Annotated in this window: 6 protein-coding genes; all 6 read left to right on the forward strand. The window is 47.4% G+C overall.

Translation table 11 applies throughout. The features are described from left to right. Positions 1–55: 55 nt before the first annotated feature. The 6 genes from tycC to ACFYU8_RS03290 all read left to right on the forward strand — a co-directional run bounded on the left by tycC (position 56) and on the right by ACFYU8_RS03290 (position 26,282). Complete coding sequence (gene tycC / locus ACFYU8_RS03265) at positions 56–19,519, forward strand: tyrocidine non-ribosomal peptide synthetase TycC (protein WP_390295862.1); 19,464 nt, start codon at positions 56–58, stop codon at positions 19,517–19,519. An 84-nt stretch (positions 19,520–19,603) separates the two neighbouring features. Continuing rightward, positions 19,604–21,385, forward strand: coding sequence for an ABC transporter ATP-binding protein (locus ACFYU8_RS03270; RefSeq protein ID WP_390295860.1), 1,782 nt, complete (start codon positions 19,604–19,606; stop codon positions 21,383–21,385). Positions 21,386–21,387: 2 nt separating this feature from the next. Continuing rightward, on the forward strand, positions 21,388–23,187 hold the full coding sequence (locus ACFYU8_RS03275; protein ID WP_390295858.1) for an ABC transporter ATP-binding protein: 1,800 nt from the start codon (positions 21,388–21,390) through the stop codon (positions 23,185–23,187). Next, entirely contained in the window at positions 23,184–23,885 is a 702-nt protein-coding gene (locus ACFYU8_RS03280) for a 4'-phosphopantetheinyl transferase family protein (RefSeq protein WP_390295855.1), read from the forward strand. Before ACFYU8_RS03275 ends, ACFYU8_RS03280 begins: the two co-directional genes overlap by 4 nt. Before the next feature lie 36 nt (positions 23,886–23,921). Continuing rightward, on the forward strand, positions 23,922–24,650 hold the full coding sequence (locus ACFYU8_RS03285) for a thioesterase II family protein (RefSeq protein ID WP_390295853.1): 729 nt from the start codon (positions 23,922–23,924) through the stop codon (positions 24,648–24,650). A gap of 51 nt (positions 24,651–24,701) precedes the next feature. After that, the gene (locus tag ACFYU8_RS03290) at positions 24,702–26,282 is read left to right on the forward strand and encodes an esterase/lipase family protein (RefSeq protein WP_390295851.1); all 1,581 of its coding nucleotides are present in this window, start codon (positions 24,702–24,704) and stop codon (positions 26,280–26,282) included. The last annotated feature ends 150 nt before the right edge of the window (positions 26,283–26,432 follow it).

Below are 26,432 nucleotides of genomic sequence, written 5' to 3' on the forward strand. Positions count from 1 at the left end.
GTTTTTATTGGAGGAACCCTCTTTGGATCGATAATAACTTTAGTTGAGGTGCGTAATGAAAAAGCAGGAAAATATCGCAAAGATTTACCCGTTAACCCCATTGCAAGAGGGAATGTTGTTTCATGCTGTCACAGATACAGACAGCAGCGCCTACTGCCTCCAGATGTCCGCAAAGATCCAGGGGGATTTTCACCTGCCGATCTTCGAAGAAAGCATCAACAAGCTCGTAGAAAACTACGAGGTATTGCGAACGGTGTTTGTCTATCAAAACCTGCAGCGACCTAGACAGGTTGTCTTTAAAGAGAGAAAAGCTACTGTACATTTCGAAAACATTTCCCATCTGTCTGAAAATGAACAGAAGGATTACATAAAAGCTTATACCGATCAACATCATTCGTTTGACTTGACAAAAGATACCCTAATGAAAGCAGCCATTTTCCAAACAGGGGAAAGCCAGTATCAATTCATTTGGGCGTTCCACCATATTGTCGTCGACGGGTGGACATTGGGCGTATTGCAGGGCAAGCTGCTTTCTTATTACGCTGCACTCCGTAAAGGTGAATCGATATCACGGGAAGCAGCAAAACCATACAGCGAATACATCAAATGGCTGGATAAGCAAAACAAAGAAGAGGCGCTCACTTACTGGCAGAATTACTTGGAGGACTTTGATCACCAAGCAGACTTCCCGAAGAAGAAGTATGTGGCTGAGGGTGGCACCTATCTGCATGTTGAGTCTCTATTCACCATAGCGCCAGAGAAGACACAGCAATTGATGCAGATTGCCAATCAGAATCAGGCCACGATGAGCAGTGTGGTTCAAGCACTTTGGGGTATTTTAGCCAGCAAATACAAAAATTCTGAAGATGTTGTTTTCGGGTCTGTTGTATCGGGTCGTCCGCCTCAGATCCAAGGAATTGAGAGCATGGTTGGCTTGTTCATTAACACGATTCCAACCCGAATCCAAACGAATAGACAGCAATCTTTCAGTGATCTGCTAAAAATTGTCCAAAAGCAAGCGTTGGCGTCTGCTGCCTATGATTTCGCCCCGCTGTATGAGATTCAGAGTAAAGCAGAACTGAAACAGGAACTGATTGATCATTTGGTGACCTATGAAAACTACCCGGATAACTCCAAAAACGATCTGGAAGATTCACTCGGTTTTCAGTTCACCGTTGAAAATGGGGAAGAGCAGACGTCCTATGATTTTAACGTAGTCGTTGCCGTCGCACCGTGGAACGAAATGTATGTGAAGCTGAGCTATAATGCTTCGGTTTATGAACAGGCATTCGTGGACCGAGTGGAAGGTCATTTAAAAACGATCATCGAGCAGATCATTCACAATCCAGAAGTGCTGCTTCAAGATATCGGCATCATCACTGATGTGGAAAAACAGCAATTATTGGTAGATTATAACGAAACGGCCGTCGATTATCCGCGAGACAAAGTGATATATGAACTGATCGCAGAGCAAGCAAGTCAGTCGCCAAATAAAGTAGCGGCGGTTTGCGGGAAAGATCAGCTTACATACCAGGAGCTCCATGAGCGTTCGAACCAGCTTGCCAGAGCTCTTTGCGAGAAAGGAATTTCCCGAGGCAGTATTGTTTCGATTATGGCGGAGCATTCACTGGAACTGATCGTAGCAATCATGGCTGTCCTAAAATCAGGCGGTGCCTATTTGCCGATTGATCCAGAATATCCGCTCGAGCGTATTCAGTACTTACTGGATGACAGTCAGACAACGATTCTCTTAACACAGTCTCACCTTCAGGAAAAAATCGAATTTGAAGGAGACATCCTCTATTTAGACGATTCAACCTTGTATGAAGGTGATAGCACGAATCTTGAAACACAGAGCACGCCAGATGATTTGGCTTATATGATCTATACCTCCGGGTCCACTGGGAATCCGAAAGGGGCGATGATCACCCATCAAGGTTTGGTCAATTACATCTGGTGGGCGAACAAAGTGTATGTCCAGGGTGAAGCTGTAGACTTCCCGCTCTACTCTTCCATTTCGTTTGATTTGACTGTCACTTCGATCTTCACGCCACTTCTGTCAGGTAACACCATCTATGTGTACAGGGGAGCAGACAAGGTACAGGTCATTTTAGATATCATCCAAGACAATAAAGTCGGAATCATCAAACTGACGCCCACACACCTGAAGCTGATAGAAGAAATTGATGGCACAAATTGCAGCATCAGACGGTTTATTGTCGGCGGTGAAAACTTGCCAACGAAGCTGGCGAAGAGAATCTATGAGAATTTTGGTCACAATGCCAAAATCTTCAACGAGTACGGACCAACCGAAACCGTTGTTGGCTGCATGATTTATCAGTATGACCCAGAACAAACCAAACAAGAATCCGTACCAATCGGTGTCCCTGCCGATAACGTCCAGCTCTATTTGCTTGATTCTTCCATGCAGCCTGTGCCAGTTGGCTCCATTGGCGAAATGTACATAGCCGGAGATGGCGTAGCGAAAGGGTACTTCAATAGACCGGAGCTGACTCAGGAAAAATTTATCGATAATCCGTTCCGTCTAGGGACCAAAATGTACCGCACTGGTGACCTGGCGAAATGGCTGCCTGATGGAAGCATGGAATATTTAGGGAGAACAGACCATCAAGTTAAGATTCGCGGACATCGGATTGAGATGGGCGAAATTGAAACTCGTCTGACGCAGCATGAATCGATCAAGGAAGCAGTTGTCATCGTAGAAAAGGACAACAGTGGTCAAAATGTCCTATACGCTTACATTGTTTCCGAGCAAGAGCTGACGGTATCTGAATTAAGAGAACATCTGAGTAGTACGCTTCCTTCCTACATGGTTCCGTCTTCTTTCATCCGTTTGGAGGAAATTCCGCTGACTGCCAATGGAAAAGTAGAGCGGAAGAAATTGCCGAAGCCTGACGGTGCAGTTGTAACGGGAACAGCGTACGTCGCTCCTCAGAATGAAACGGAAACAAAATTGGCTGAGATTTGGCAGCAGGCCCTGGGGGTTAGTCGTGTAGGCGTTCACGATCATTTCTTTGATTTGGGCGGACATTCACTGAAGGCTATGACAGTCATCTTTCAAGTCTCTAAAGCGTTGGAAGTGGATTTGCCAGTAAAGGCACTGTTCGAGAATCCGACCGTATCCCAGCTCGCTACTTTTATCTCGAAATCGGGGAAAAGCAAGTACACAGCCATTCAACCGGTTGAGGTAAAAGAATTTTATCCCGTATCTTCTGCTCAAAAAAGAATGTACATCCTTCAGCAATTTGAAGGAAGTGGCATCAGCTATAACATTTCGGGAGCAATGTTGCTGGAAGGAAAGCTGGATTACAATCGTTTTGCTAGCACGGTCCAACGACTGGCGGAGCGCCACGAAGCTTTACGCACCTCCTTCCACCGTATCGATGGTGAGCCTGTACAGAAAGTGCATGATGAGGTAGAAGTACCAATCCTGATGCTGAAGTCTACGGAAGGCAAGGCGGAGCAGATCATGCGCGATTTTGTCCGTCCATTTGACCTCGGAACCGTGCCATTGATTCGAACAGGCTTGGTCAAGTTGGGCAAAGACCGTCATTTGTTCCTGCTCGACATGCACCATATCATCTCGGACGGTGTCTCATCCCAAATTTTGTTGAGTGAATTTGCCAAGTCGTACCAAGGAGAAGCCTTGCAGCCTCTTCCTCTTCAATACAAGGATTTCGCTGCCTGGCAAAATGAGCTGTTCCAGACGGACGTGTACAAGAAGCAGGAGCTTCACTGGTTGAATACGTTTGCTGATGAAATTCCATTACTCAATCTGCCGACTGATTATCCGCGTCCAACCATTCAAAGCTTTGAAGGGGATCTTGTTCTTTTTGATACAGGAAAAGAATTGACCGAGCGTTTGCGCAAGGTAGCAGCAGATACGGGTACAACCCTGTATATGGTCTTGCTCGCGGCTTACCATGTACTGCTGTCCAAGTATTCCGGCCAAGAGGATATCATTGTGGGTACGCCTGTCGCTGGTCGTTCTCATGCCGATGTGGAAAACATCATGGGGATCTTTGTGAATACGTTGGCGATGAGAGATCATCCTGCGAGCGAAAAAACCTTTACCCACTTCTTGCAAGAAGTGAAACAAAATGCGCTGGCGGCTTATGACAATCAGGATTATCCATTTGAAGAGCTGGTGGAAAAGCTGGCGATTCAACGTGACATTAGCCGAAATCCTTTGTTTGACACCATGTTTTCTTTGGAAAATGCGAATCAGCAGTCGCTGGAAATTGAGCAGCTGACAGCAGCTCCGTACGAGATATTTAACAAAATTTCAAAGTTCGATCTAGCTTTGAATGCGAGTGAATCGCAATCTGACATTCAATTCCTATTCGCATTTGGTACGAAGCTATTCAAGAAAGAAACCATCCAAAGAATGGCCCATCATTATCTCGAGATCCTGCGTACCATTAGTGCACAACCGAATGCCAAGTTAGCAGAAATCGACATGATGACAGAAGCAGAAAAACGTGATCTCATCCTGAACGTCAACGATACTTTTGTCGAACGTTCTAATGATCAGGTTTTGCACCAATTGTTTGAAGAGCAAGTATTGCTTACGCCAGATCAAGTAGCGGTAGCCTTTGACGGAAACACCTTGACCTACCGCCAGTTGAACGCCCGGGCCAATCAAGTAGCTCGTTTGCTGCGGAGCAAAGGAACTCAACCAGATACATTGATCGGAATTATGGTAGACCGTTCCATCGGGATGGTCGTGAGCATGTTGGCCGTGTTAAAAGCAGGTGGTGCATATACGCCAATTGATCCTAGCTACCCGCCAGAAAGAATCCAATACATGCTCAGCAACAGCAAAGCTCCGATTCTACTGACACAGCGTCATTTGAAAGAGACAGTAGAGTATGCAGGAGAAATTATCGACGTAGACGATGAAGCGATTTATGCAGGTGACGACACCAATCTTGACAATGTCGCTGGCAGGGATGACTTGGCCTATGTCATCTATACATCAGGATCGACCGGAAATCCCAAAGGGGTTATGATTGCGCATCAAGCGATTTGCAATCACATGCTTTGGATGAAGAATGCGTTCCCACTGTCTACAGAGGATGCTGTTTTGCAAAAAACGCCGTTTTCCTTCGATGCTTCCGTATGGGAATTTTATTTGCCACTGATCACGGGGGGACGCCTGGTACTGGCAAAGCCAGACGGACATCGTGACATCGAGTACATGACTCGCATGATCAGAGAAGAGAAGATCACGACTCTACAGATGGTTCCTTCCTTGCTAGATCTGATCATGACCGAACCGGGATGGAGCTCTTGCACGAACCTGCAACGCGTCTTCTGCGGTGGAGAAGCATTGGCACCTGCACTTGTTTCGCGCTTTTACCAGAATCAAACGGCACAGTTGATTAATCTCTATGGCCCTACAGAATCCACGATTGATGCGACATACTGGATTTGCCCTCGTTTGCCGGAGTATGGCGTGATTCCTATTGGCAAACCGATTGATAACGTCCGTTTGTACGTCGTAAATGCGAGCAACCAGCTCCAGCCTGTAGGGGTTGCAGGAGAACTGTGCATTGCTGGCGATGGATTGGCCCGCGGTTACTGGAATCGTGAAGAATTGACAACAGCCAGCTTCATTGACAATCCGTTTGAACCGGGTAGCAGGATGTACCGTACTGGAGACATGGTAAGGTACCTAGCCTGCGGCAACGTGGAATATCTCGGACGCATCGACCATCAGGTCAAAATCAGAGGCCACCGGATCGAACTGGGTGAGATCGAAGCAAGGCTTTTGCAACATGAATGGATAAAAACGGCCATTGTCCTTGCCCGTCCAGATGAAAAAGGGCAAAACAACCTGTACGCCTATATCGTTTCCGATCAGGAAATCAAGACAGCCGACCTGAGAGCTTACATGGCTTCCCATTTGCCATCTTATATGGTTCCTTCTTATTTTGTTTATTTGGAGAAACTGCCGCTCACGGCAAATGGCAAGGTAGATCGCAAAGCATTGCCTCAACCTGAGGGAGCATCCTCATTAGAAACCGTATATGTAGCGCCGCGCAATGAAGTGGAAGCCACGCTCGCAGACATTTGGCAAAGTGTACTTGGCGTGAACCCAATCGGGGTACACGATCATTTCTTCGAGTTGGGTGGACACTCCTTGAAGGCAATGAACGTCATCTCTTTGATCCATCGCACCCTTCAAGTAGATGTGCCGTTGAAAACACTGTTTGAATCGCCAACGATCGCTGACTTGTCGGCATACATCTCTACTGCTAGCAAAGGCAAGTATACGACGATTGAACCTGTCCAAAAGCAGGAGTATTATTCGGTATCTTCTGCACAAAAGAGAATGTTTATTCTCCGACAAATGGAAGGTGCAGACATCAGCTACAACATGCCTGGCATCCTGTACATCGATGGCATGCTGGATACAGAGCGTTTGCAGCAAGCGCTCAAGAGTCTGGTGAGACGCCATGAATCTCTGCGTACCTCGTTCCACTCCATGAAAGGAGAGACTGTTCAGCGGGTACATGAAGATGTCGAGCTGGAAATCTCGTTGATGGAGTCAACAGAGGGAGAGCTCAAACAAATCGTCGAGCAATTTATTCAACCGTTCGATTTGGAAAAAGCTCCACTGATTCGCGCTGGACTGGTCAAACTGGCTCCGGAACGCCATCTTTTCATGCTGGATTTGCACCATATTGTGGTGGATGGTGTATCTATTGGGATTCTTGTTCAAGAGCTTGCTCAGCTTTATCACGGGGAAGAGCTGCCAGAACTGAGCATTCAGTACAAGGATTTTGCCCATTGGCAGAATCAATGGGTTGAGACGGAAGAGTTTGCTTCTCAGGAAGCTTATTGGATCGATACCTTTACGGGAGAAATTCCTGTATTGAATCTTGCAACGGATTATCCGAGACCTTCTGTGAAAAGCTTCGAGGGTGAGCGATTTGTTTTCAGCTCCGGTGCCCTATTGAAAAAAGAATTAAATCGACTTGCCCATGGTACAGGAGCTACGCTCTACATGGTCCTGCTGGCTGCCTACAATGTACTTCTCTCCAAATACTCTGGACAAGAGGACATTATTGTTGGTGCGCCTACTGCTGGCAGGTCCCATGCAGAAACGGATTCGATCATCGGTATGTTTGTCAATACACTGGCATTGCGAAACGAGCCTATGGGGGCTAAGACCTTCCTTAGCTTTTTGGCAGAAGTGAAAAACAATACGCTGAAAGCTTTTGAGAATCAGGATTATCCACTGGATGAGCTGATCGATAAGCTGAACATTCAACGGGATCTGAGCCGCAATCCTTTGTTTGACACCGTATTTATCTTGCAAAATATGGATCAGAAGCCGTTCGAAATGGAACAACTGACGTTTACACCCTATATGGCAGACGTGAATCAGGCCAAGTTTGATCTGTCATTAGAGGCGTACGAAGAAGATGAGGAGATCATCTTTAGTCTTGATTATTGCACCAAATTGTTTACACGAAAAACGATTGAAAAAATAGCGGCACATTTTATCCGAATCCTCCATGCCGTTATTGAGCAACAAGCCATTACCTTATCCGAAATCACGATGCTGTCCGATGAAGAAAAGCATCGCTTGTTAGTAGAATTCAACGATACACATAAGGAATATCCGCAGAACAAGACACTACATGAGCTATTTGAGGAGCAAGTGGAAAAAACACCACAGGTTGCTGCGGTTGAAATCGGCGATAAGCAGATGTCCTATCACGAACTGAATGAGCGAGCAAACCAGCTTGCCGTCACCTTGCGTGAACGGGGAGTAAAGGCTAATCAATTCGTAGGAATCATGGCAAACCGTTCTGTGGAAATGGTTGTGGGAATCATGGCCATTTTGAAAGCAGGTGGAGCCTATGTGCCTATCGATCCCGAATATCCGGAAGATCGTGTGGCCTATATGCTGGAGGATTGCGAAGCCCGTCTGGTGCTTACCCAAATACATCTTGGAGCTAAGCTGGCTTCTAGTGTGAGCGTGGAATGCCTGTATCTGGAGGAGGAGAAGAACTATTCTCCCAACCGTTCGAATCTCGAGCCGATTCAAACCGCTTCCGATTTGGCTTATGTCATCTACACATCGGGGACAACAGGCAAACCAAAAGGAGTAATGATCGAGCATCGTGGCATTGTCAACAGCGTGTTGTGGAAGAAAGAGGAGTATCAGTTTAGCGTCCATGATAGAAGTCTGGTGCCCCTATCTTTTGCGTTTGATGCCTTTGTCCTTTCCTTCTTTACACCGATCCTTTCCGGTTCAACCGTCATCTTAGCGGAGGATGAAGAAGCCAAAGACCCTGTATCTCTCAGAAACCTCATTGCAGCTGCGAGATGCACCCAAATGACAAGCGTGCCAAGTTTGTTCCAAGCTATATTGGAATGCGGTTCTGCTTCGGATATCATCTCCCTGCAAACCGTCACACTTGGTGGCGAAAAAGTATCTGCTCAGCTCGTTGAGAAGAGCAATCAGCAGAATCCGGAATTGGTCATCGTCAATGAATACGGTCCGACAGAAAGCAGTGTCGTCGCCACCTGGCAGCGAATTTCGCAACTGGATTCTGCGATAACGATCGGACGTCCCATTGCCAACACCAGCATCTATATCGTGGACAATTTCCATCAGCTACAGCCAATCGGCGTGGTAGGGGAAATTTGCATCGGTGGCTACGGATTGGCACGTGGATATTGGAACAAACCGGAACTCACAGCAGAGAAGTTTGTTTCCCATCCTTATTTGGAAGGCGAGCGCATGTACAAGACTGGCGATCTAGGAAAGTGGCTCCCTGACGGAACGATTGAATTTGTCGGTCGCTTGGATGAACAGGTAAAAGTAAGGGGATATCGGATTGAAATCGGCGAGATTGAGTCGGTTATGCTCTCCTTTGAAAAGCTGACTTCGGCTGTCGTAATTGTCCATGAGGACCAACAGGGCCAATCGTCGCTTGCTGCTTATTACACGGCGGAAGAAAAGCTTGAAGTCTCGAATCTGTGGTCGTATTTGTCGCAAAGCTTGCCGTCTTACATGATTCCTGCGTACTTGGTTCAGCTCGATCTTCTCCCGCTTACACCTAATGGAAAGATCGACAGGAAAGCCTTGCCGAAACCAGAAGGCAGACCTGTAACAGGAGCAGAATATGTGGCGCCAGCAAGTCCTGTGGAAAGCAGGCTAGTAGAGATTTGGGAACGTGTGCTCGGGGTAAACGAGATCGGTATTCTCGACAATTTCTTCCAGCTAGGTGGGCATTCCTTGAAAGCCATGTCGCTCGCCGCACAGATCCATCGAGAGTATCAAGTCGAGCTTCCACTCAGAGTACTCTTTGCGACACCTACCATTCAGGCATTGGCAGAGTATATCGATACAAGTGGAAAGGACACACATATATCGATTCAGCCTGTACCGTGGCAAGCGTATTATCCCGTTTCCTCTGCACAAAAAAGGATGTTTGTCCTGCGCCAGTTTGAAGGCACCGGCACAGTCTATAACATGCCAAGCGTGATGTATATCGAAGGCGATCTGGATCATGCACGCTTTGAAACCGCGATACATGGGCTGGTCAAGCGACACGAATCGTTGCGGACATCCTTCCACACAGTGAATGGCGAGCCTGTTCAGCGTGTACATGAGGCAGTCGAACTGGATGTGCGCTATGAGGATTTGACGGAAGACCAAGTCGAGCAAACCATCGAATCATTTGTGCAAGCATTTGATCTGGAGAAGGCTCCGTTGTTGCGGGTCGGACTCTTCAGACTGGGAGAGAAGCGACATCTCTTCCTAATGGATATGCATCACATCATTTCGGATGGCGTCTCTGTCGGAATCATCATGGAAGAGTTCTCGAAGCTGTACCGAAACGAATATTTGCCAGAACTGTCTGTTCAATACAAAGATTTTGCTGTCTGGCAGACGGATCTGTTCCAAACAGACATCTATACAAAGCACGAGAACTATTGGTTGAATTCCTTCGCGGGTGACATTCCGGTACTGAATCTGCCCGCCGATTATTCTCGCCCGCTGGTTCAAAGCTTTGAGGGAGATTGCATTTCGTTCCAGACAGACAAAACGTTGTTGAACGATTTATACAAGCTCGCCCATGAGAACCAAACCACACTGTTTATGGTCTTGCTGGCGGCTTACAATGTGCTCCTTTCCAAATACAGCGGCCAGGAAGACATTGTAGTGGGAACGCCGATTGCTGGCAGATCCCATGCGGATGTAGAAAAAGTCTTGGGGATGTTTGTCAATACATTGGCTTTGCGAAACACCCCTGACGGAACGAAATCATTCCAGGCATTTTTGGAAGATGTCAAACAGAATACGCTGCAAGCATACGCCCATCAGGATTATCCGTTTGAAGCACTGGTCGAAAAACTGGAAATCCAGAGGGATCTCAGCAGAAACCCGCTGTTTGACACCATGTTTATTTTGCAAAACCTGGACAAAAAAGCTTATGAGTTGGATGGGCTGAAATTTGAAGCCTACGCCGGAGATGGGCAGCAAGGCAATGCCAAATTCGATCTCACGGTGGAAGCGCATGAAGATGAGACAGGAATTCATTTTGGTCTCGTGTACTCCACGAAATTGTTCCAAAGAGGCACGATTGAAAGAATGGCAGGTCATTTCCTCCAGGTACTGCGAGGAGTCGTGGCAGATCAAACCGCTTCCTTGCACGAGCTCAGCTTGTTGAACGAAGAAGAAAAGCAGCTTGTGACAGTTGCATTTAACAATACGGTTGTCGATTATCCACGCGAAAGCACCATCCAAGAGCTTTTCGAGGAGCAGGTCCTGAGAACACCTGAGAATGCTGCCGTTATTTTTGACGGACAGATGCTGACGTATCAGGAGCTGAACCAGAAAGCGAACCAGATCGCAAGCGCGCTTCGCCGTGAGGAAATCGGGAAGGATTCCGTTGTAGGACTGATCGCAGATCGTTCTCTCGAGATGATCACAGGCATCATGGGAATCATCAAAGCGGGAGGCGCCTACCTAGGGATTGATCCGGAGCATCCATCAGAGCGTATTTCTTACATGCTCGAAGATGGTGGCGTGAAGGTTGTCCTTGTTCAAAGACATCTGTTGCATCTCGCAGGCGAAGGTCTCATTCCAATTATTTTGGAAGACGAGAGCCTGGAGCTAGAAGATGCCAGCAACTTGACTAACCTCAATAACGCCAAAGACTTGGCCTATGTGATGTACACGTCAGGTTCAACGGGCAAACCAAAAGGAGTTATGGTTGAGCATCGCAATGTCACTCGATTGGTGAAACATACGAATTATGTTCAGGTACGTGAAGAAGATCGTATGATTCAAACGGGCGCCATTGGCTTCGATGCCATGACGTTTGAAATTTTCGGAGCTCTGCTACATGGTGCTAGTTTGTCCCTCGTGAGCAAGGATGTTCTGTTAGATGCAGAGAAGCTGGGCAGCTTCCTGCGAGAGAATCGGATTACCACAATGTGGTTAACTTCACCACTGTTTAACCAGCTCTCGCAAGACAACTCGGCGATGTTTGAAGGCTTACGTGCGTTAATCGTCGGTGGTGAAGCACTGTCTCCGAAACACATCAACAAAGTAAACAGCGCTCATCCCGATCTAGAAATCTGGAACGGATACGGCCCGACCGAGAACACTACCTTCTCCACGTGCTATCTGATAGAGAAGGAATTCGAAGACAATATTCCGATTGGGAAGCCGATTACGAACTCCACTGCTTATATCGTGGATCGATATAATCAGCCGCAGCCAATTGGAGTGCCGGGTGAACTATGCGTAGGTGGCGACGGGGTAGCCAGAGGCTATTTGAACAAGCCGGAATTGACCGATGAGAAGTTTGTTCCGAATCCGTTTGTTTCTGGTGAAAACATGTACCGCACAGGCGATTTGGCGAGATGGAAAGCGGATGGAACGATTGAGTATTTGGGTCGTATCGACCAACAAGTAAAGATCAGAGGCTATCGGATCGAGCTTGGGGAAATCGAGACCGTTCTCACCAATCTGGAAAAGGTAAAAGAAGCTGTCGTTACGGTGATGGATGATACGAACGGCCAAAAAGCTCTTTGCGCTTACTTTGTTCCAGAAGAGGAACTCGACGTAGCAGACCTGAGAGAAGCTATATCCAAAGAATTGCCTAGCTACATGGTTCCAACCTTCTATGTCCAAATGGATAAACTGCCTTTAACAGCAAACGGAAAGCTCGATCGTAGAGCATTGCCAGAACCATCTGGTGATCGGGTTCACGGTTCCGCATATGTTGCTCCACAAAATGCGACCGAGACGAAGCTGGCTGAAATTTGGCAAGGGGTACTGGGAATTCATGCGATAGGCATTCACGACAACTTCTTTGAATTGGGCGGACATTCCCTGAAGGCCATGAATGTAATCACGCAGGTGCATAAAGCATTTCAGGTAGAGCTTCCGTTAAAAGCACTGTTTGAATCTCCTACGATCCATGAGCTGGCTGCCTATATCACTGCGAGTGAAATGGAACAGTTCGAGACGATTCAACCAGTAGAGCAAGCAGACTTTTATCCAGTCTCGTTCGCACAAAAAAGAATGTACATCCTGCATGAATTTGAAGGAAACGGGATCAGCTACAACGTACCAAATGTGCTGATGATAGATGGCAATCTGGATTACGAACGCTTTGAACACGCTATTCAAACGCTGGTAAGACGACATGAATCCCTGCGAACATCCTTCCATTCGAAAAACGGGGAACCAGTGCAACGAGTCCATGAGGAAGTCGAGCTGCACATTGGCATTTCCGAGGCAGCAGAAGACCAAGTAGAGCAACGCATTCAGGAGTTGGTCCAGCCATTTGATCTCGAAGTGGCTCCGCTGTTCCGGGTTCATCTGATCAAACTGGGAGCAGAACGACACTTGTTCTTCATGGATATGCACCACATTATCTCGGATGGAGTATCGCTTGCAGTCATCGCCAAGGAGTTTGCGAGCTTGTACGAAGAAAAGCAGCTCCCTGACATGCGTCTCCAGTACAAAGATTTCGCTGCTTGGCAAACGAAGCTGGCCCAGTCTGAGCGCTTCCAAAAACAGGAGGATTATTGGACCCATGCCTTTGCAGGAGAGATCCCATTACTCAATCTGCCAATTGATTACCCAAGACCTACTGTTCAAAGCTTCGAAGGCGACACAGTAGCGATCGGTACAGGAAATCACTTGCTTGCGGAGTTGCGACAACTCGCTGCAAATACTGGCTCCACACTGTTCATGGTGCTTCTGGCAGCCTACAATGTGCTGCTGTCCAAATACGCAGGACAGGAAGAAATCGTAGTCGGCACACCGATTGCAGGTCGATCCCACGCAGATGTGGAACGAATCGTCGGCATGTTCGTCAACACGCTCGCCTTGAAAAATGTGGTAGGAGGCAACCTGACCTTCCGTGAATTTTTGGGTGACGTGCGACAAAATGCACTAGATGCGTTTCAACATCAGGATTATCCGTTTGAGCATCTCGTAGATAAGCTGGAAGTGCGGCGCGATCTAAGCCGAAATCCGCTATTTGATACGATGTTCAGTCTGGGGCTTGCGGATTCTTCTGCATTAGAAATTGCAGGACTCAATATGTCCGCTTATCCGGTAGATGGCAAGATCGCGAAATTCGATATCGCTCTGGATGCGATGGAACAACAAGATGAGCTTCTCGTGCAATTCAGCTATTGCACGAAGTTGTTTGCAAAAGATTCGATCGATCGTCTGGCAGCTCATTACGTCAATCTTTTACAGTCGATCATTGCCAATCCAGATAGCAAGCTGGCCGAGATCAGTGTCTTGTCAAAAGACGAGATGGATCAGATGCTGCATGATTTCAATGCAACAAAAGCCGCTTATCCAACGAATAAAACGTTCCAGGAGCTATTCGAAGAGCAGGTCGAAAAAACACCGAACCAGGTAGCCGTCATTTATGAAGATGAACAGCTAACGTATCGGGAATTAAATGAAAAAGCGAACCAGCTCGCACGTATCTTGCGCCAAAAGGGAGTCAAGCCAGAGAGCAAAGTCGGCATCATGGTAGACCGTTCCTTGCACATGGTAGTAGGGACACTCGGTATTTTGAAAGCCGGCGGCGCCTACGTCCCGATTGATCCAGACTATCCGTTGGAGCGTCAAGCATTCATTTTGGAAGATAGTGATGCGAAGCTGTTCCTTACCTTGCAAAAGATGAATACACAGCTTGCATTCCCTCACGAAACTCTCTATTTGGATGCAGAGGGGCTGTATCAGGGAGAAGTGAGTAATCTGGAGCCTGTGGCACTGCCGGAACACGCCGCTTACATCATTTATACTTCCGGTACGACTGGCAAGCCAAAAGGGGTCGTGATCGAGCACCGGAGCTATGCGAATGTCGCGTTTGCATGGCAGGATGAGTATCACTTGGACACCTTCCCGGTTCGCTTGCTGCAGATGGCGAGCTTCGCGTTTGACGTATCGACTGGCGACTTTGCCCGCGCATTGCTCACAGGAGGTCAGCTGGTAATTTGCCCGAATGAGGTCAAAATGGACCCTGCTTCCTTGTACGAAATTATCAAGCGGTATGAAATCACTATTTTCGAAGCGACACCAGCTCTGATCATGCCGTTGATGCATTACATTTACGAAAACCAGCTCGACATCAGTCAGATGAAGCTCCTGATTCTCGGAGCAGACAGTTGTCCAGCAGAAGACTTCAAGACCTTGCTCGCCAGATTCAGCGATTCGTTGCGCATTGTTAACAGTTATGGGGTAACAGAGGCGTGCATCGATTCCAGCTATTATGAAGAAACGGATGTCTCATCCATCCGCTCGGGAACGGTACCGATCGGAAAACCGCTGCCGAATATGCAGATGTATGTAATGGACCAACAATTGAATCTTCAGCCTATTGGAGTCGTGGGTGAGTTGTGCATCGGTGGAGCAGGGGTCGCTCGCGGTTATTTGAACAGACCTGAGCTGACACTGGAGAAGTTCGTACCGAATCCATTCGCTCCAGGTGAGCTGCTGTATCGTACGGGTGATTTGGCGAAATGGCGCTCGGATGGCAATGTGGAATTCCTGGGTCGTAACGATCATCAAGTAAAAATCAGGGGTGTCCGTATCGAGCTCGGCGAAATCGAGACACAGCTACGCAAGCAAGAGGGAATCTTGGAAGTAGTCGTGGTCGCAAGAGAGGATCACAGACAAGAAAAGTATTTATGTGCGTACGTTGTGGCAGACCACGAGATCGACACAGCACAATTACGTCAGGAATTGCTAAAAGAATTGCCTCAAGCGATGATTCCTTCGTATTTCGTTTCTCTTGAAGCGCTGCCGCTTACCGCAAATGGGAAGATCGACAGACGTTCCTTGCCGGCGCCAGACGTATCTTTACTCAGAACGACGGAGTATGTAGCGCCTCGTACGGAATTGGAAGCGCAATTGGCCCGCGTATGGGAGCAAGTGCTGAATGTGGAGCAAGTAGGGGTTCTGGATGATTTCTTTGCAATTGGCGGTCACTCCCTGCGTGCGATGAGTGTGATTTCGAGCATGCATAACGAATATCAAGTGGATATCCCGCTTCGTATTTTGTTCGAAAAACCAACGATTCAGCAATTGGCTGCACACATCGAAGAGACAGCAAGAGGGTATGTCATTTCGATTCAACCAGCACCTGCGCAAGAGTATTACCCTGTTTCATCGGCCCAAAAGCGCATGTTTATCCTCCATCAATTTGAGGGAGTCGGCATCAGCTACAATATGCCTTCGACCATGCTGATCGAAGGAAAGCTGGAACCAGAACGATTAGAGACAGCGTTCAAGCAACTGATTGAGCGACATGAAAGTCTTCGTACATCTTTTGCCGTTGTAAATGGAGAACCTGTTCAAAAGATTCACGAGGAAGTTCCTTTTGATCTCTCGTATACAACGATCACAGAAGACCAGGCCCAACAGGCTCTTTCATCCCTCGTTCAGCCATTCGATCTGGGAGTAGCGCCGTTGCTTCGCGCCCGACTTCTGAATATCGGCGAAGATCGTCATGTGCTCTTTACCGACATGCATCATAGCATTTCCGACGGGGTATCATCCGGCATTCTCCTGTCAGATTTAGTGCAGCTGTACCAAGGAGATGTTTTGCCCGAGCTGCGAATCCAGTACAAGGATTTCTCCGTATGGCAACAGGAGCTTTCCCGATCCGATGCCTTCAACAAGCAAGAAGAGTACTGGGCTCAATTGTTTGCAGACGACATTCCAGTACTAAACCTGCAAACAGATTTCACTCGACCAAGCATCCAAAATTTCGCAGGGGATCAGTATACAATCGGAACCGGAAAACAGCTCATGGAAGGCTTGAACCAGCTGGCGCGAGAAACTGGAACGACGCTGTACATGGTTCTCCTTGCAACCTATAATGTACTGCTTTCCAAGTATTCCGGGCAGGAGGACATCATCGTCGGCACACCAATTACAGGCAGATCCCATGCTGAACTGGAACCGATTGTCGGTATGTTTGTAAACACATTGGCGATGAGAAACAAGCCACATGCTGCGAAAACATTTACCGAGTTGCTGCTACAAGTTAAGCAAAATGCACTGGACGCTTACGCCCATCAGGACTATCCGTTTGAGGAACTGGTGGAAAAACTGGACATACCGCGAGACTTAAGCAGAAATCCGCTCTTCGACACCATGTTTACTGTGCAGAACAACACGGATGAGTCAATCGACTTGCCTGGCTTGTCACTTGCTCCTTTCATGACGGATCAGACTGGCAACCATTCCAAATTCGATTTGACGTTGATTGCCTCAGAAGAGCGTGAAGAGATCAGCATTGGTGTCGAGTACAGCACAAACTTGTTTGCGAGAGAGACCATTGAACGATTTAGCAACCACTTCTTGGCCATTGCACAAATTGTTGTGCAAAATCCGCATACCCGCTTGAGTGAGATCGACATGCTCTCGACGGATGAGAAGCAGATCATTTTTGAAAAGTTCAATGATACAGCTGTCAGTTATGTACAAGACAAAACACTGCATCAATTATTCGAGGAACAAGTCGATAAGACACCAAATCAGGAAGCCATTCTCTTTAACGGGCAATCACTGACGTACGCCGAGCTCAATGAGCGAGCCAACAGATTGGCAAGAGTTCTACGCACCAAAGGAATCGGACCTGATCGTCTTGTAGCGGTCATGGCGGAGCGTTCACCAGAGATGATCATTGGCATCCTTGGTATTTTAAAGGCAGGCGGTGCTTATGTTCCGATCGATCCTGCGTATCCGCAAGAACGCATTCAGTACTTGCTGGAGGACAGTGACGCTGCCCTGCTTCTCTGCCAAGCTCATCTGTCAGAACTATTGTCCCGCGTGTCGAGCGGACTTGATTGGCTTGATCTGAACGCAGAGCATGAGGCCGAGATGGATGGCTCTAATCTCACATCACTCAATCAATCGACCGATCTTGCCTATGTGATCTATACATCAGGTACGACCGGTAAGCCGAAGGGCGTCATGATTCCGCATCAGGGAATCGTCAATTGCTTGCAGTGGAGAAGAGATGAGTATGGCTTCGGACCGGAACACAAGGCGTTGCAGGTATTCTCGTTTGCGTTCGATGGATTTGTAGCAAGCTTGTTCGCTCCGCTTCTCGGAGGTGCTACTTGCGTCCTGCCGAGAGAGGAAGAAGCTAAAGATCCTGTAGCGTTGAAAAAACTGATTGCCTCAACGGGAGTTACACATTACTACGGTGTACCGAGTCTGTTCCAAGCGATTCTGGATTGCTCGACTGCTGCCGATTTCTCTCCTCTGCGTTGCGTAACATTGGGAGGCGAGAAATTACCTGCACAGCTTGTGCAAAAAACGAAAGAAAAGCATCCAGCAATTGAGATCAACAATGAATACGGTCCGACCGAAAACAGCGTTGTCACCACCATCTCTCGTTCGATCGAAGTAGGTGAAGCTATCACCATTGGCCGACCGCTAGCCAATGTACAAGTGTACATCGTAGATACACAACATCACTTGCAATCGATCGGCGTAGTGGGAGAGCTATGCATCGGAGGCCCCGGACTTGCAAGAGGTTATTTGAACAAACCAGAGCTCACACAAGAAAAGTTCGTTCCGAATCCGTTCATACCAGGAGAGCGCATGTATAAAACCGGTGACTTGGTGAAATGGCGGACAGATGGCACGATCGATTACATCGGTCGGGCTGACGAACAGGTGAAAGTGAGAGGGTATCGTATCGAGATCGGGGAGATCGAGAGCACCATACTCACTTACGATGGCATCGATCAAGCAGTGGTGGTTGTGCAAGAAGATGACGTAACAGCCGTTCAGTATCTTTGCGCTTATCTAGTCACTGCAGCAGAGGTATCCGTTTCCGAGCTGAGAAGGCATCTGGCGAAGGAACTGCCTGCTTACATGGTTCCAAGCTATTTTGTTCAGTTGGATCAACTTCCGCTTTCGGCCAATGGAAAAGTGGATCGCAAAGCATTGCCGAAGCCACAGCAATCAGATGCGACGACACGTGAGTACGTGGCGCCAAGAAATGCGACTGAGCATCAATTGGCATCCATTTGGCAGGAAGTTTTGGGAGTAGACCCGATCGGTATCACTGACCATTTCTTTGAACTGGGTGGACACTCATTGAAAGCAACACTGCTGGTTGCAAAGGTGTATGAGTACATGCAGATTGAACTGCCGCTGAACCTCATCTTCCAGCATCCAACCATTGAGAAGGTAGCGGATTTCATCACCCACAAGAACTTCGAGGGCAACACCGGAAGAGCCATTCTCTTAAATGAAGAGACAACGAGAAAGGTATTCTGCTTTACGCCGATTGGAGCTCAGAGTGTCTATTACCAGAAGCTTGCTAATGAAATCAAGGGCGTCTCCCTGCACAGCTTTGATTTCATCCAAGAAGACAATCGACTTGAGCAGTACATCGAAGCCATTGTCGCGATTGATCCAAAAGGACCCTATACGCTCATGGGATATTCATCGGGAGGCAATCTGGCTTTTGAAGTTGCAAAAGAACTGGAGAACCAAGGATATGTCGTGACCGACCTCATCATGTTCGATTCGTATTGGAAAGACAAGGTGATGGAGCGGACTCTGGCGGAAACCGAAAGTGACATTGCCCAGTTATTTGCCGAAATTGGAGAAAACATCGAAATGTTCAACATGACACAAGAAGACTTCAATTTGTACGCTGCCAATGAATTCGTCAAGCAAAGCTTCATTCGAAAAACGGTCAGCTATGTGATGTACCACAATCAACTGATCAATATGGGTGCAACGAACGCAGCGATCCATCTCATTCAATCAGAGCTGGAATCGGGCGAGGAAGATCTGGTTGCAGTTAAATGGAATGAATCCGCTTGGACACAGGCTACGAAACGACTGATGACGTATGAAGGGTACGGAATCCACTCCAGCATGTTGGGAGGAAATTACGTGTCGATGAATGCTTCCATCCTCCGAGACATCCTGCAAGAGCTGTTCATTCTGAAATAAGACCGCGGCTTTGTGATGATTCCCCTTGGGAAAAAGGTTTTCCAAGGGGAGTTCATCCATTACATCCTTGGAGAGGAGCAGCACATGATTTTTACCAAGCAAGATCAGCAGAGAAAGAAAGAGCCCGTGTTTGGCTGGGTACTTTCGTTTGTTAAGCCTTATCGAGGTTGGGTCATTATCTGCATCATCGCCTCGCTTCTTGTGGCCGTGGCAGACATTTGGATGGGAATCCTGATCAAAACCATGGTCGAACAAACGAACGATTTCGACAAGCTGGTCAGTATTGCCCTCATCATTTTAAGTATGACCATTGTCGGTTTTCTCTCGAAATATCTCATCACGTATTCGGCAGCTAGATTCAGTTCAAGAGCCATGAGAGATTTGAAAAACAGCATGGTTTCTCATCTCGAAAAATTCCCCATGTCTACCATGGATAAATATCATTCCGGCGATCTCGTTTCTCGCTTAACAACGGATGCCCAAATCTTACAAAGCTTTTTGCAAAAGCATTTTTTCCAGCTTTTTTATCTGCCAGTTGTTTTTGCCGGAGCTCTCGGACTGTTGTTGACGATCAATTGGAAGTTAATCATCTTCAGCGTCGCGATCCTTCCAGTCGCCATCGCCATCACAGGCTGGATGAGCAGACCGCTTCAAAAGTACTCGGAGAAAATGCAGGACCATCTGGGTCAAACGAACGCGATCGCGCAAGATACTCTTTCCGGAATTCACATGGTCAAAGCTTTTCAATTGGAAGATGTTCTGTATCGGAAATACCATGCGGGTATGAAGCAGGTATTGAAAAATGCGATCCAGGCAGAGAAGAAGCGCGCGTGGATGACAGCACCAGGGATTTTATTGTTTTCGTCCCCCATTCTGTTTTTTGTCGCTTACGGTGGTTATTTGATTCAGGCGGGAGAATTGGATCTGGGTAGCTTGGTCATCTTTAGCTATTTGCTTCACTTTATTATCGAACCGCTTTCACTCGCACCTGTGCTGTTTGCCCAAGTTCAAGAAACATCAGGTGCGGCAAAGCGGCTGCAAGAAATTTTTACACAGCCTGTTGAACAAAATGATCAGCCTGCGATTTCTGTTGATCCAGAGGAGATTCCGGTACAGTTTGAGAACGTTACGTTTGCTTACGATCAGGCAAGGATTCTTGATAACGTAAGCTTTACGTTACATCCGAACAAGACCATTGCGTTAGTAGGTGCCAGCGGGAGTGGAAAGAGCACCATCATGAAACTGCTGTGCGGGTTTTATCGAATGGAACCTGGCAACGGGAGCATGAAAGTATTCGGGCATTCTATGACTGACTGGAATATGACGGACATGCGGAGCTATCTTTCCATGGTTTCTCAGGATACGACGTTATTCCCTGTGTCTATTGCGGAAAATATCTCTTATGGACGCATTCATGCGACACAAGACGAGATTATCGCAGCGGCAAAGGCAGCCAATGCCCATGACTTCATTATGGAGCTGCCACAAGGTTATGAAACAAGAGTGGGGGAACGAGGCTCTCGTTTATCCGGAGGACAGAAACAGCGCATCGCGATTGCCCGAGCAATTCTGAAGGACGCCCCGATTCTGCTGCTGGATGAACCCACATCTGCCTTAGATACAGAGTCGGAGGCTTTGGTTCAGGAAGCACTGGAAACGGTGATGAAAAATCGGACCGTTCTCGTCATTGCTCATCGCCTGTCCACGATAAAAGATGCGGATGAAGTGCTTGTTCTGGAGCAAGGACAAATCGTTGAGCGAGGTACACACTACGATTTGCTTGCCCAAAGCGGCGTTTACACCAGATTGTATCAAAAACATTTTGCCACAGAGATGCACAGATCACTGGCAGCAGAGGGGGTATAGGCATGTTCATCCAGAACTTGATGCGTGAATTACTTCAATTGCTGTCGTTTATGAAATCCAAAAAGCGAGCGTATATTTTGGGACTCGTGGGAGACGGAATCGGTCAAGCTGCTGTATTGGTATCCTTGCCTTTCGTGTTCAAGGATCTGACGGATTTGGCGAACACAAAAGACCCAGCTTTATTAACTAGAGCGATTGTCACCATGTCTGTGATGTTTCTCTTGCTGAGTATCCTGTCACCGTTTTTCAGCTACATCTATCGACGATGCGTTCGTGAGCTCATTGCTAACATTCGGCTTCAGGTCTATCAACGATTGAGCAAGCTGCCTTTCGATTATTATGAGCAGCATCATTCGGGAGATACGATGTCGAGACTGGGCAACGATGTTGTCCTTATGGAAAACGCGTACGCAGAGCAATTAAAAACGTTAAGCATCATCCTGCTGTCGCTCATCGGTTCGATCATTGGAATGTTTGCTATGGATTGGAAAATAGCCGTCGTCCTGCTGCTCGTAAGCACAGTGACTCTTTATGTAAATACGCTGTTTGCCAAGTCGGTGCGGCGCATTGGGGACCGAATGCAACAGCAGATGGGGATGGGGACAGAAAGATTAAACGATTTTTTGTCGGGGTTGCCCATCATCAAAATGTTTCATTTACATAACGTTGTGACCGCCCGTTACACGGAAGCAAACGAAGAAGTAACTAGGTCTGCCATTAAGCAAGGGCATAAACACGGATTATTGGAAGGGACCAATTTTTTCATCCAATTCTTAAGCTTCGGAGGAATGCTTGTTTTTGGAATCATGATGGTTTCCAAGGAAATGATCGGGTTGGGCGTGCTGGTCGCCTTGGTTCAACAACAGATGCTTGTTACGATGGCGTTTCTCCAGCTTGGCCAAGTCATCACAGCGTTACAGACCTCGCTAGCAGGGGCTTCCCGGGTCGTCGAGTTTCTGAATGAACCGATCGAGCCAGAAGAGTATCAGCAGAGGTCCGACAAAGACCAGCAATCAGAAAGCATGCTGAAATTGGATCAGGTCGTTTTCGGATACAACGAAGCTACAAACGTGCTGGATGGTGTTTCGTTGCGAGTCGAGCAAGGCCAAATGGCTGGTCTAGTAGGAATGAGTGGGAGTGGAAAAAGCACCGTCATGAAACTCCTGTTAGGATATTACCCACCTACGAGCGGCTCTCTTTATTTACTGGGCAAGCCCATGGGAGCGTATTCTCTAGCAGAAATAAGAAGCATGATCTCTTATGTACCGCAGGATGCCTTTTTGTTCGAAGGAACCATCGAAGACAATATCCGTTATGGATGCCTGGATGCTTCGGAAACGGATGTCATCAAGGCAAGCAAAGCAGCTTATGCGCATGATTTTATTATGGAGCTATCAGATGGCTACCAGACCAAAACAGGAGAACGAGGTGCGAAGCTATCTGGCGGTCAGCGTCAGCGAATTGCGATTGCAAGAGCCATTCTGAAAAATGCGCCGATTCTTCTACTGGATGAAGCAACCTCCGCTTTGGATGCAGAATCGGAATATTGGGTGCAGCAAGCATTGGCCGCACTCATGAAAGATAAAACGGTACTCGTCATCGCTCATCGCCTGTCAACCGTAGAGGATGCAGATGTGATTTACGTAATGGATCAAGGAAAGGTCATCGAGCAAGGTCGCCATGTTGAGTTAATGGAGCACAACGGCACGTATGCCAAATTGTATGAAGTGCAGCAGCGAAAGGATCGCGCAGAACAAGTTAGTAGTCTTGAATTCTCGGAAAGAAGAGTGAGTCCTACGTGATTGCCATTTACGCTATGAAATGTCCTGCTGTCATGGATAAAGAGTTGTTCAATCGATTTTTGCATGCACTACCCGAAGCGAAACGGGAACGGGTCAACCGTTTCAGAAATCCGGCTGATTCCTATCGAGCGTTGCTCGCGGATGTGCTTGCACGTTCTCTCATTAGTGAAGCCTATGAGATTCCCAATGAGAACATCGAGTATGACTACAATGCATACGGAAAACCATTTTTCAAATCATTTCCCAACTTCTGCTTTAATGTCTCGCATTCCGGAGAATGGGTAGTCTGCGCTACGCATGACTCGCAGGTGGGGATTGACGTGGAGCAAATATGTCCGATTGACTTGGATGTTGCTACTCATTACTTTGCACAAGCCGAAGTAGAAGATCTCCTGGCGAAACATCCGAATGACCAGCTTTCGTATTTCTTCGACCTTTGGACTTTGAAGGAGAGTTATATAAAAGCCAGAGGCATGGGGCTATCCATCCCATTGCAATCGTTCGCCATTCGAAAACATCTGGACCAATCGATATCGTTAACGCAAAATGATTCGCGTGTTGCTTGGTCATTTCAACAGTATGAGATCGACCCAGGATACAAATTGTCAGTTTGCGGTACTATCAATCAGTTTGCTGATCAAGTAGTCAGGAAGGATTTACAAGATTTGCATCAGGCCCTTTTTTACAGAAGGATCTAGATGTCATTACATGATGAGGAAAGGGTGGGGAAAGAGATGAAACTGTTCTGCTTTCCGTACGCAGGGGGGCTTCCCAGCATCTATTACGGTTGGAGGCGGGTATTATCGCCAGCGGTTTTGGAAATTGATCCATTCGAGGTCCGGCCTTCATTTCTGGGCGATAGCATAGTTCTTCTCACCTCGTTTTATGAGGTCTTGGAGGATGTATACCAAAGGATCACACCAGAGCTGGGGAAAGAGCCATTTGCCTTTTTTGGCCACAGCATGGGCGGATTAATCGCGTTTGAACTGACACGAAAACTGTTGCAGAATGGAGGGCCACTGCCCCAGCACTTGTTCTTGTCTGCTTCCCGTGTGCCACATGCGTATCACAAACTGGTGAAAACATACGACCTGCCGCATAACGAGTTCCTCGAATCGTTACGCACACTTGGGGGTACTCCCGATGAAGTTTTGGACAATCACGAGCTCTTGGAGCTATTTTTGCCCACGATTCGCGCTGATTTCCAAGCCGTGCAAACCTACGAAATGAATACCGATCTTCCTCGGCAAATTCCTGTCAACATGACGGTTTTGTTCGGAAAAGAAGATAAGATTGAACTCCAGGATATTGTGGCGTGGCGAGACTATGGCGGGCGAGACTGCAAATTTTACCCCATGCCTGGTGGACATTTCTTTATTCATCACCAAATGAATCCGATCCTTGCGATCATTCAAGACACATTGAATGCGGAACAAACAGTTGCAATCCGTGCACAATTCTAATGATTGTGTACGGCAACAATAAATTCTAAGGTGAAGGTTGGTGTTCTTTTGATGAATCAGAAAGCATTATCTCGTTTGCTGGCGGCCGTTACATTATCAACGGCTCTGGTCTACCCGCAAGCTGCAAGCGCAGCTGCTCCACCTCCGTCTTTGCATGACGACAATCCAAATGGTCATTTTGGTGACTGGTACACAGGTGCGGTGCCTCCCAATGCATCCGACGCCAAGCCTGTGATCCTATTTGTCCAAGGTCTGCACTCCACCTACAATACCTGGTATACAACAGACGGATTTTATGATGCAGCCTATAACGCCGGGTATCGTACTGCTTTTGTGCAACTGAAGGACGCGGATGGTACTGGCGGCAACATGTGGACAAACGGAGCCAAGCTCGCGGAAGTCATTAAAAAGGTCGCAGATTATTACGGTGTCTCCAAAATCAATATCATTGCACATTCCAAAGGCGGCATCGATACACAGACAGCACTCGTCCACTACGGCGCACATCCGTATGTCAACGTCGTTCACCAGATTTCTACGCCAAACAAGGGTTCAGAATTGGCTGACTTGGCTTACAGCAATTGGGCGGGATGGCTCGCTGACATTCTTGGCAAAAAAGACGATGCGGTGTATTCCCTCCAAACGTCATACATGGCCAACTACCGTTCCCAGACTGACAACCGTACCGAAAATCGTTCAACAAAGATATACATGGCCGCCGGAACAGGGGACGATGGCATGTTTAGTCCTACCTGGTTTGGTCATGCGGCTATTCCTGGTGAAGATGATGGCGCTGTTTCCGTAGAATCTGCCTTCGGTTTGCCTTATGGGATTAAGAGCTTTACCAAAGACATTTCCCACGGTCAAATAGTGAAAGCCTCGAATACATGGAATCTGGTCGAACCGAAATTGCAAAAGGCCTCTGTTCGCGGTGCAAATAAAGCAAGCGAAGAAAAATCAAAAACAACCACTTTGGAAGAGAGCTCCGTCATTCTCCGTGGTGGCGAAGTGGAAGACAACGTCTCGGAAACATTTTTCCTGGAGAGCGGAATCGATCAGTTCAATCTGGATACGATGACCTCGTCGGAAGACACCGTTGTGACCCTAATCAGTCCGTCTGGCAAAAAGTATGAAGCGGACCGCAGTGAAAAAAGCGAATCGGAGGATGAATCCGAGATATTCCAAGGTGCTGTTCATCACTTCATTGAAGTAGAGGAGCCTGAAGCAGGCGAATGGACACTTGAAGTGGAGGGCTCTGACGATGCCTTTTTCATGGTGGGTTCCGTGGATGGTGGAGAAGAAGCGAAAGTAAAGGCGAGCAAAAAGGTATTCAAGAAAGGCGACAAAGCGAAGATTTCCGTCGACTTGGGCAAAAACGAAATTGATCAATCGCTATTGGAAAAAGCAAACCTGACTCGCTCACTGAACGGCGAAAAAGCAAGCGTCCTTGATGAAGTGAAGTTTGCCATAAAAGAAGATGAGCTTACTGGCAATTTTACCGTGCCGACTAAGCCAGGCGTTTATAATCTCTCCTTTGACGTAACCGGCATCAATGAGGACGGCGAACCATTTACACGCTCTATTAATTACAACTTTGCGGTAACAGATCGTGATGGAGAAATCGAAGACTAATAAGAAGCATCTTCAGCAGCCCTCGCGGAAAGTGAGGGCTTTTTTGTTTTTGCTTCCAGTCCGATAGAATCGAACAAAAGAAGTAATCGTGACGAGAGTTTGGAGCGTGATACCTTTATGTATTATAATGAAACGGATTAGCATGATAGA

Source organism: Brevibacillus sp. NPDC003359 (assembly GCF_042878995.1).
Taxonomy (GTDB): Bacteria; Bacillota; Bacilli; order Brevibacillales; family Brevibacillaceae; genus Brevibacillus.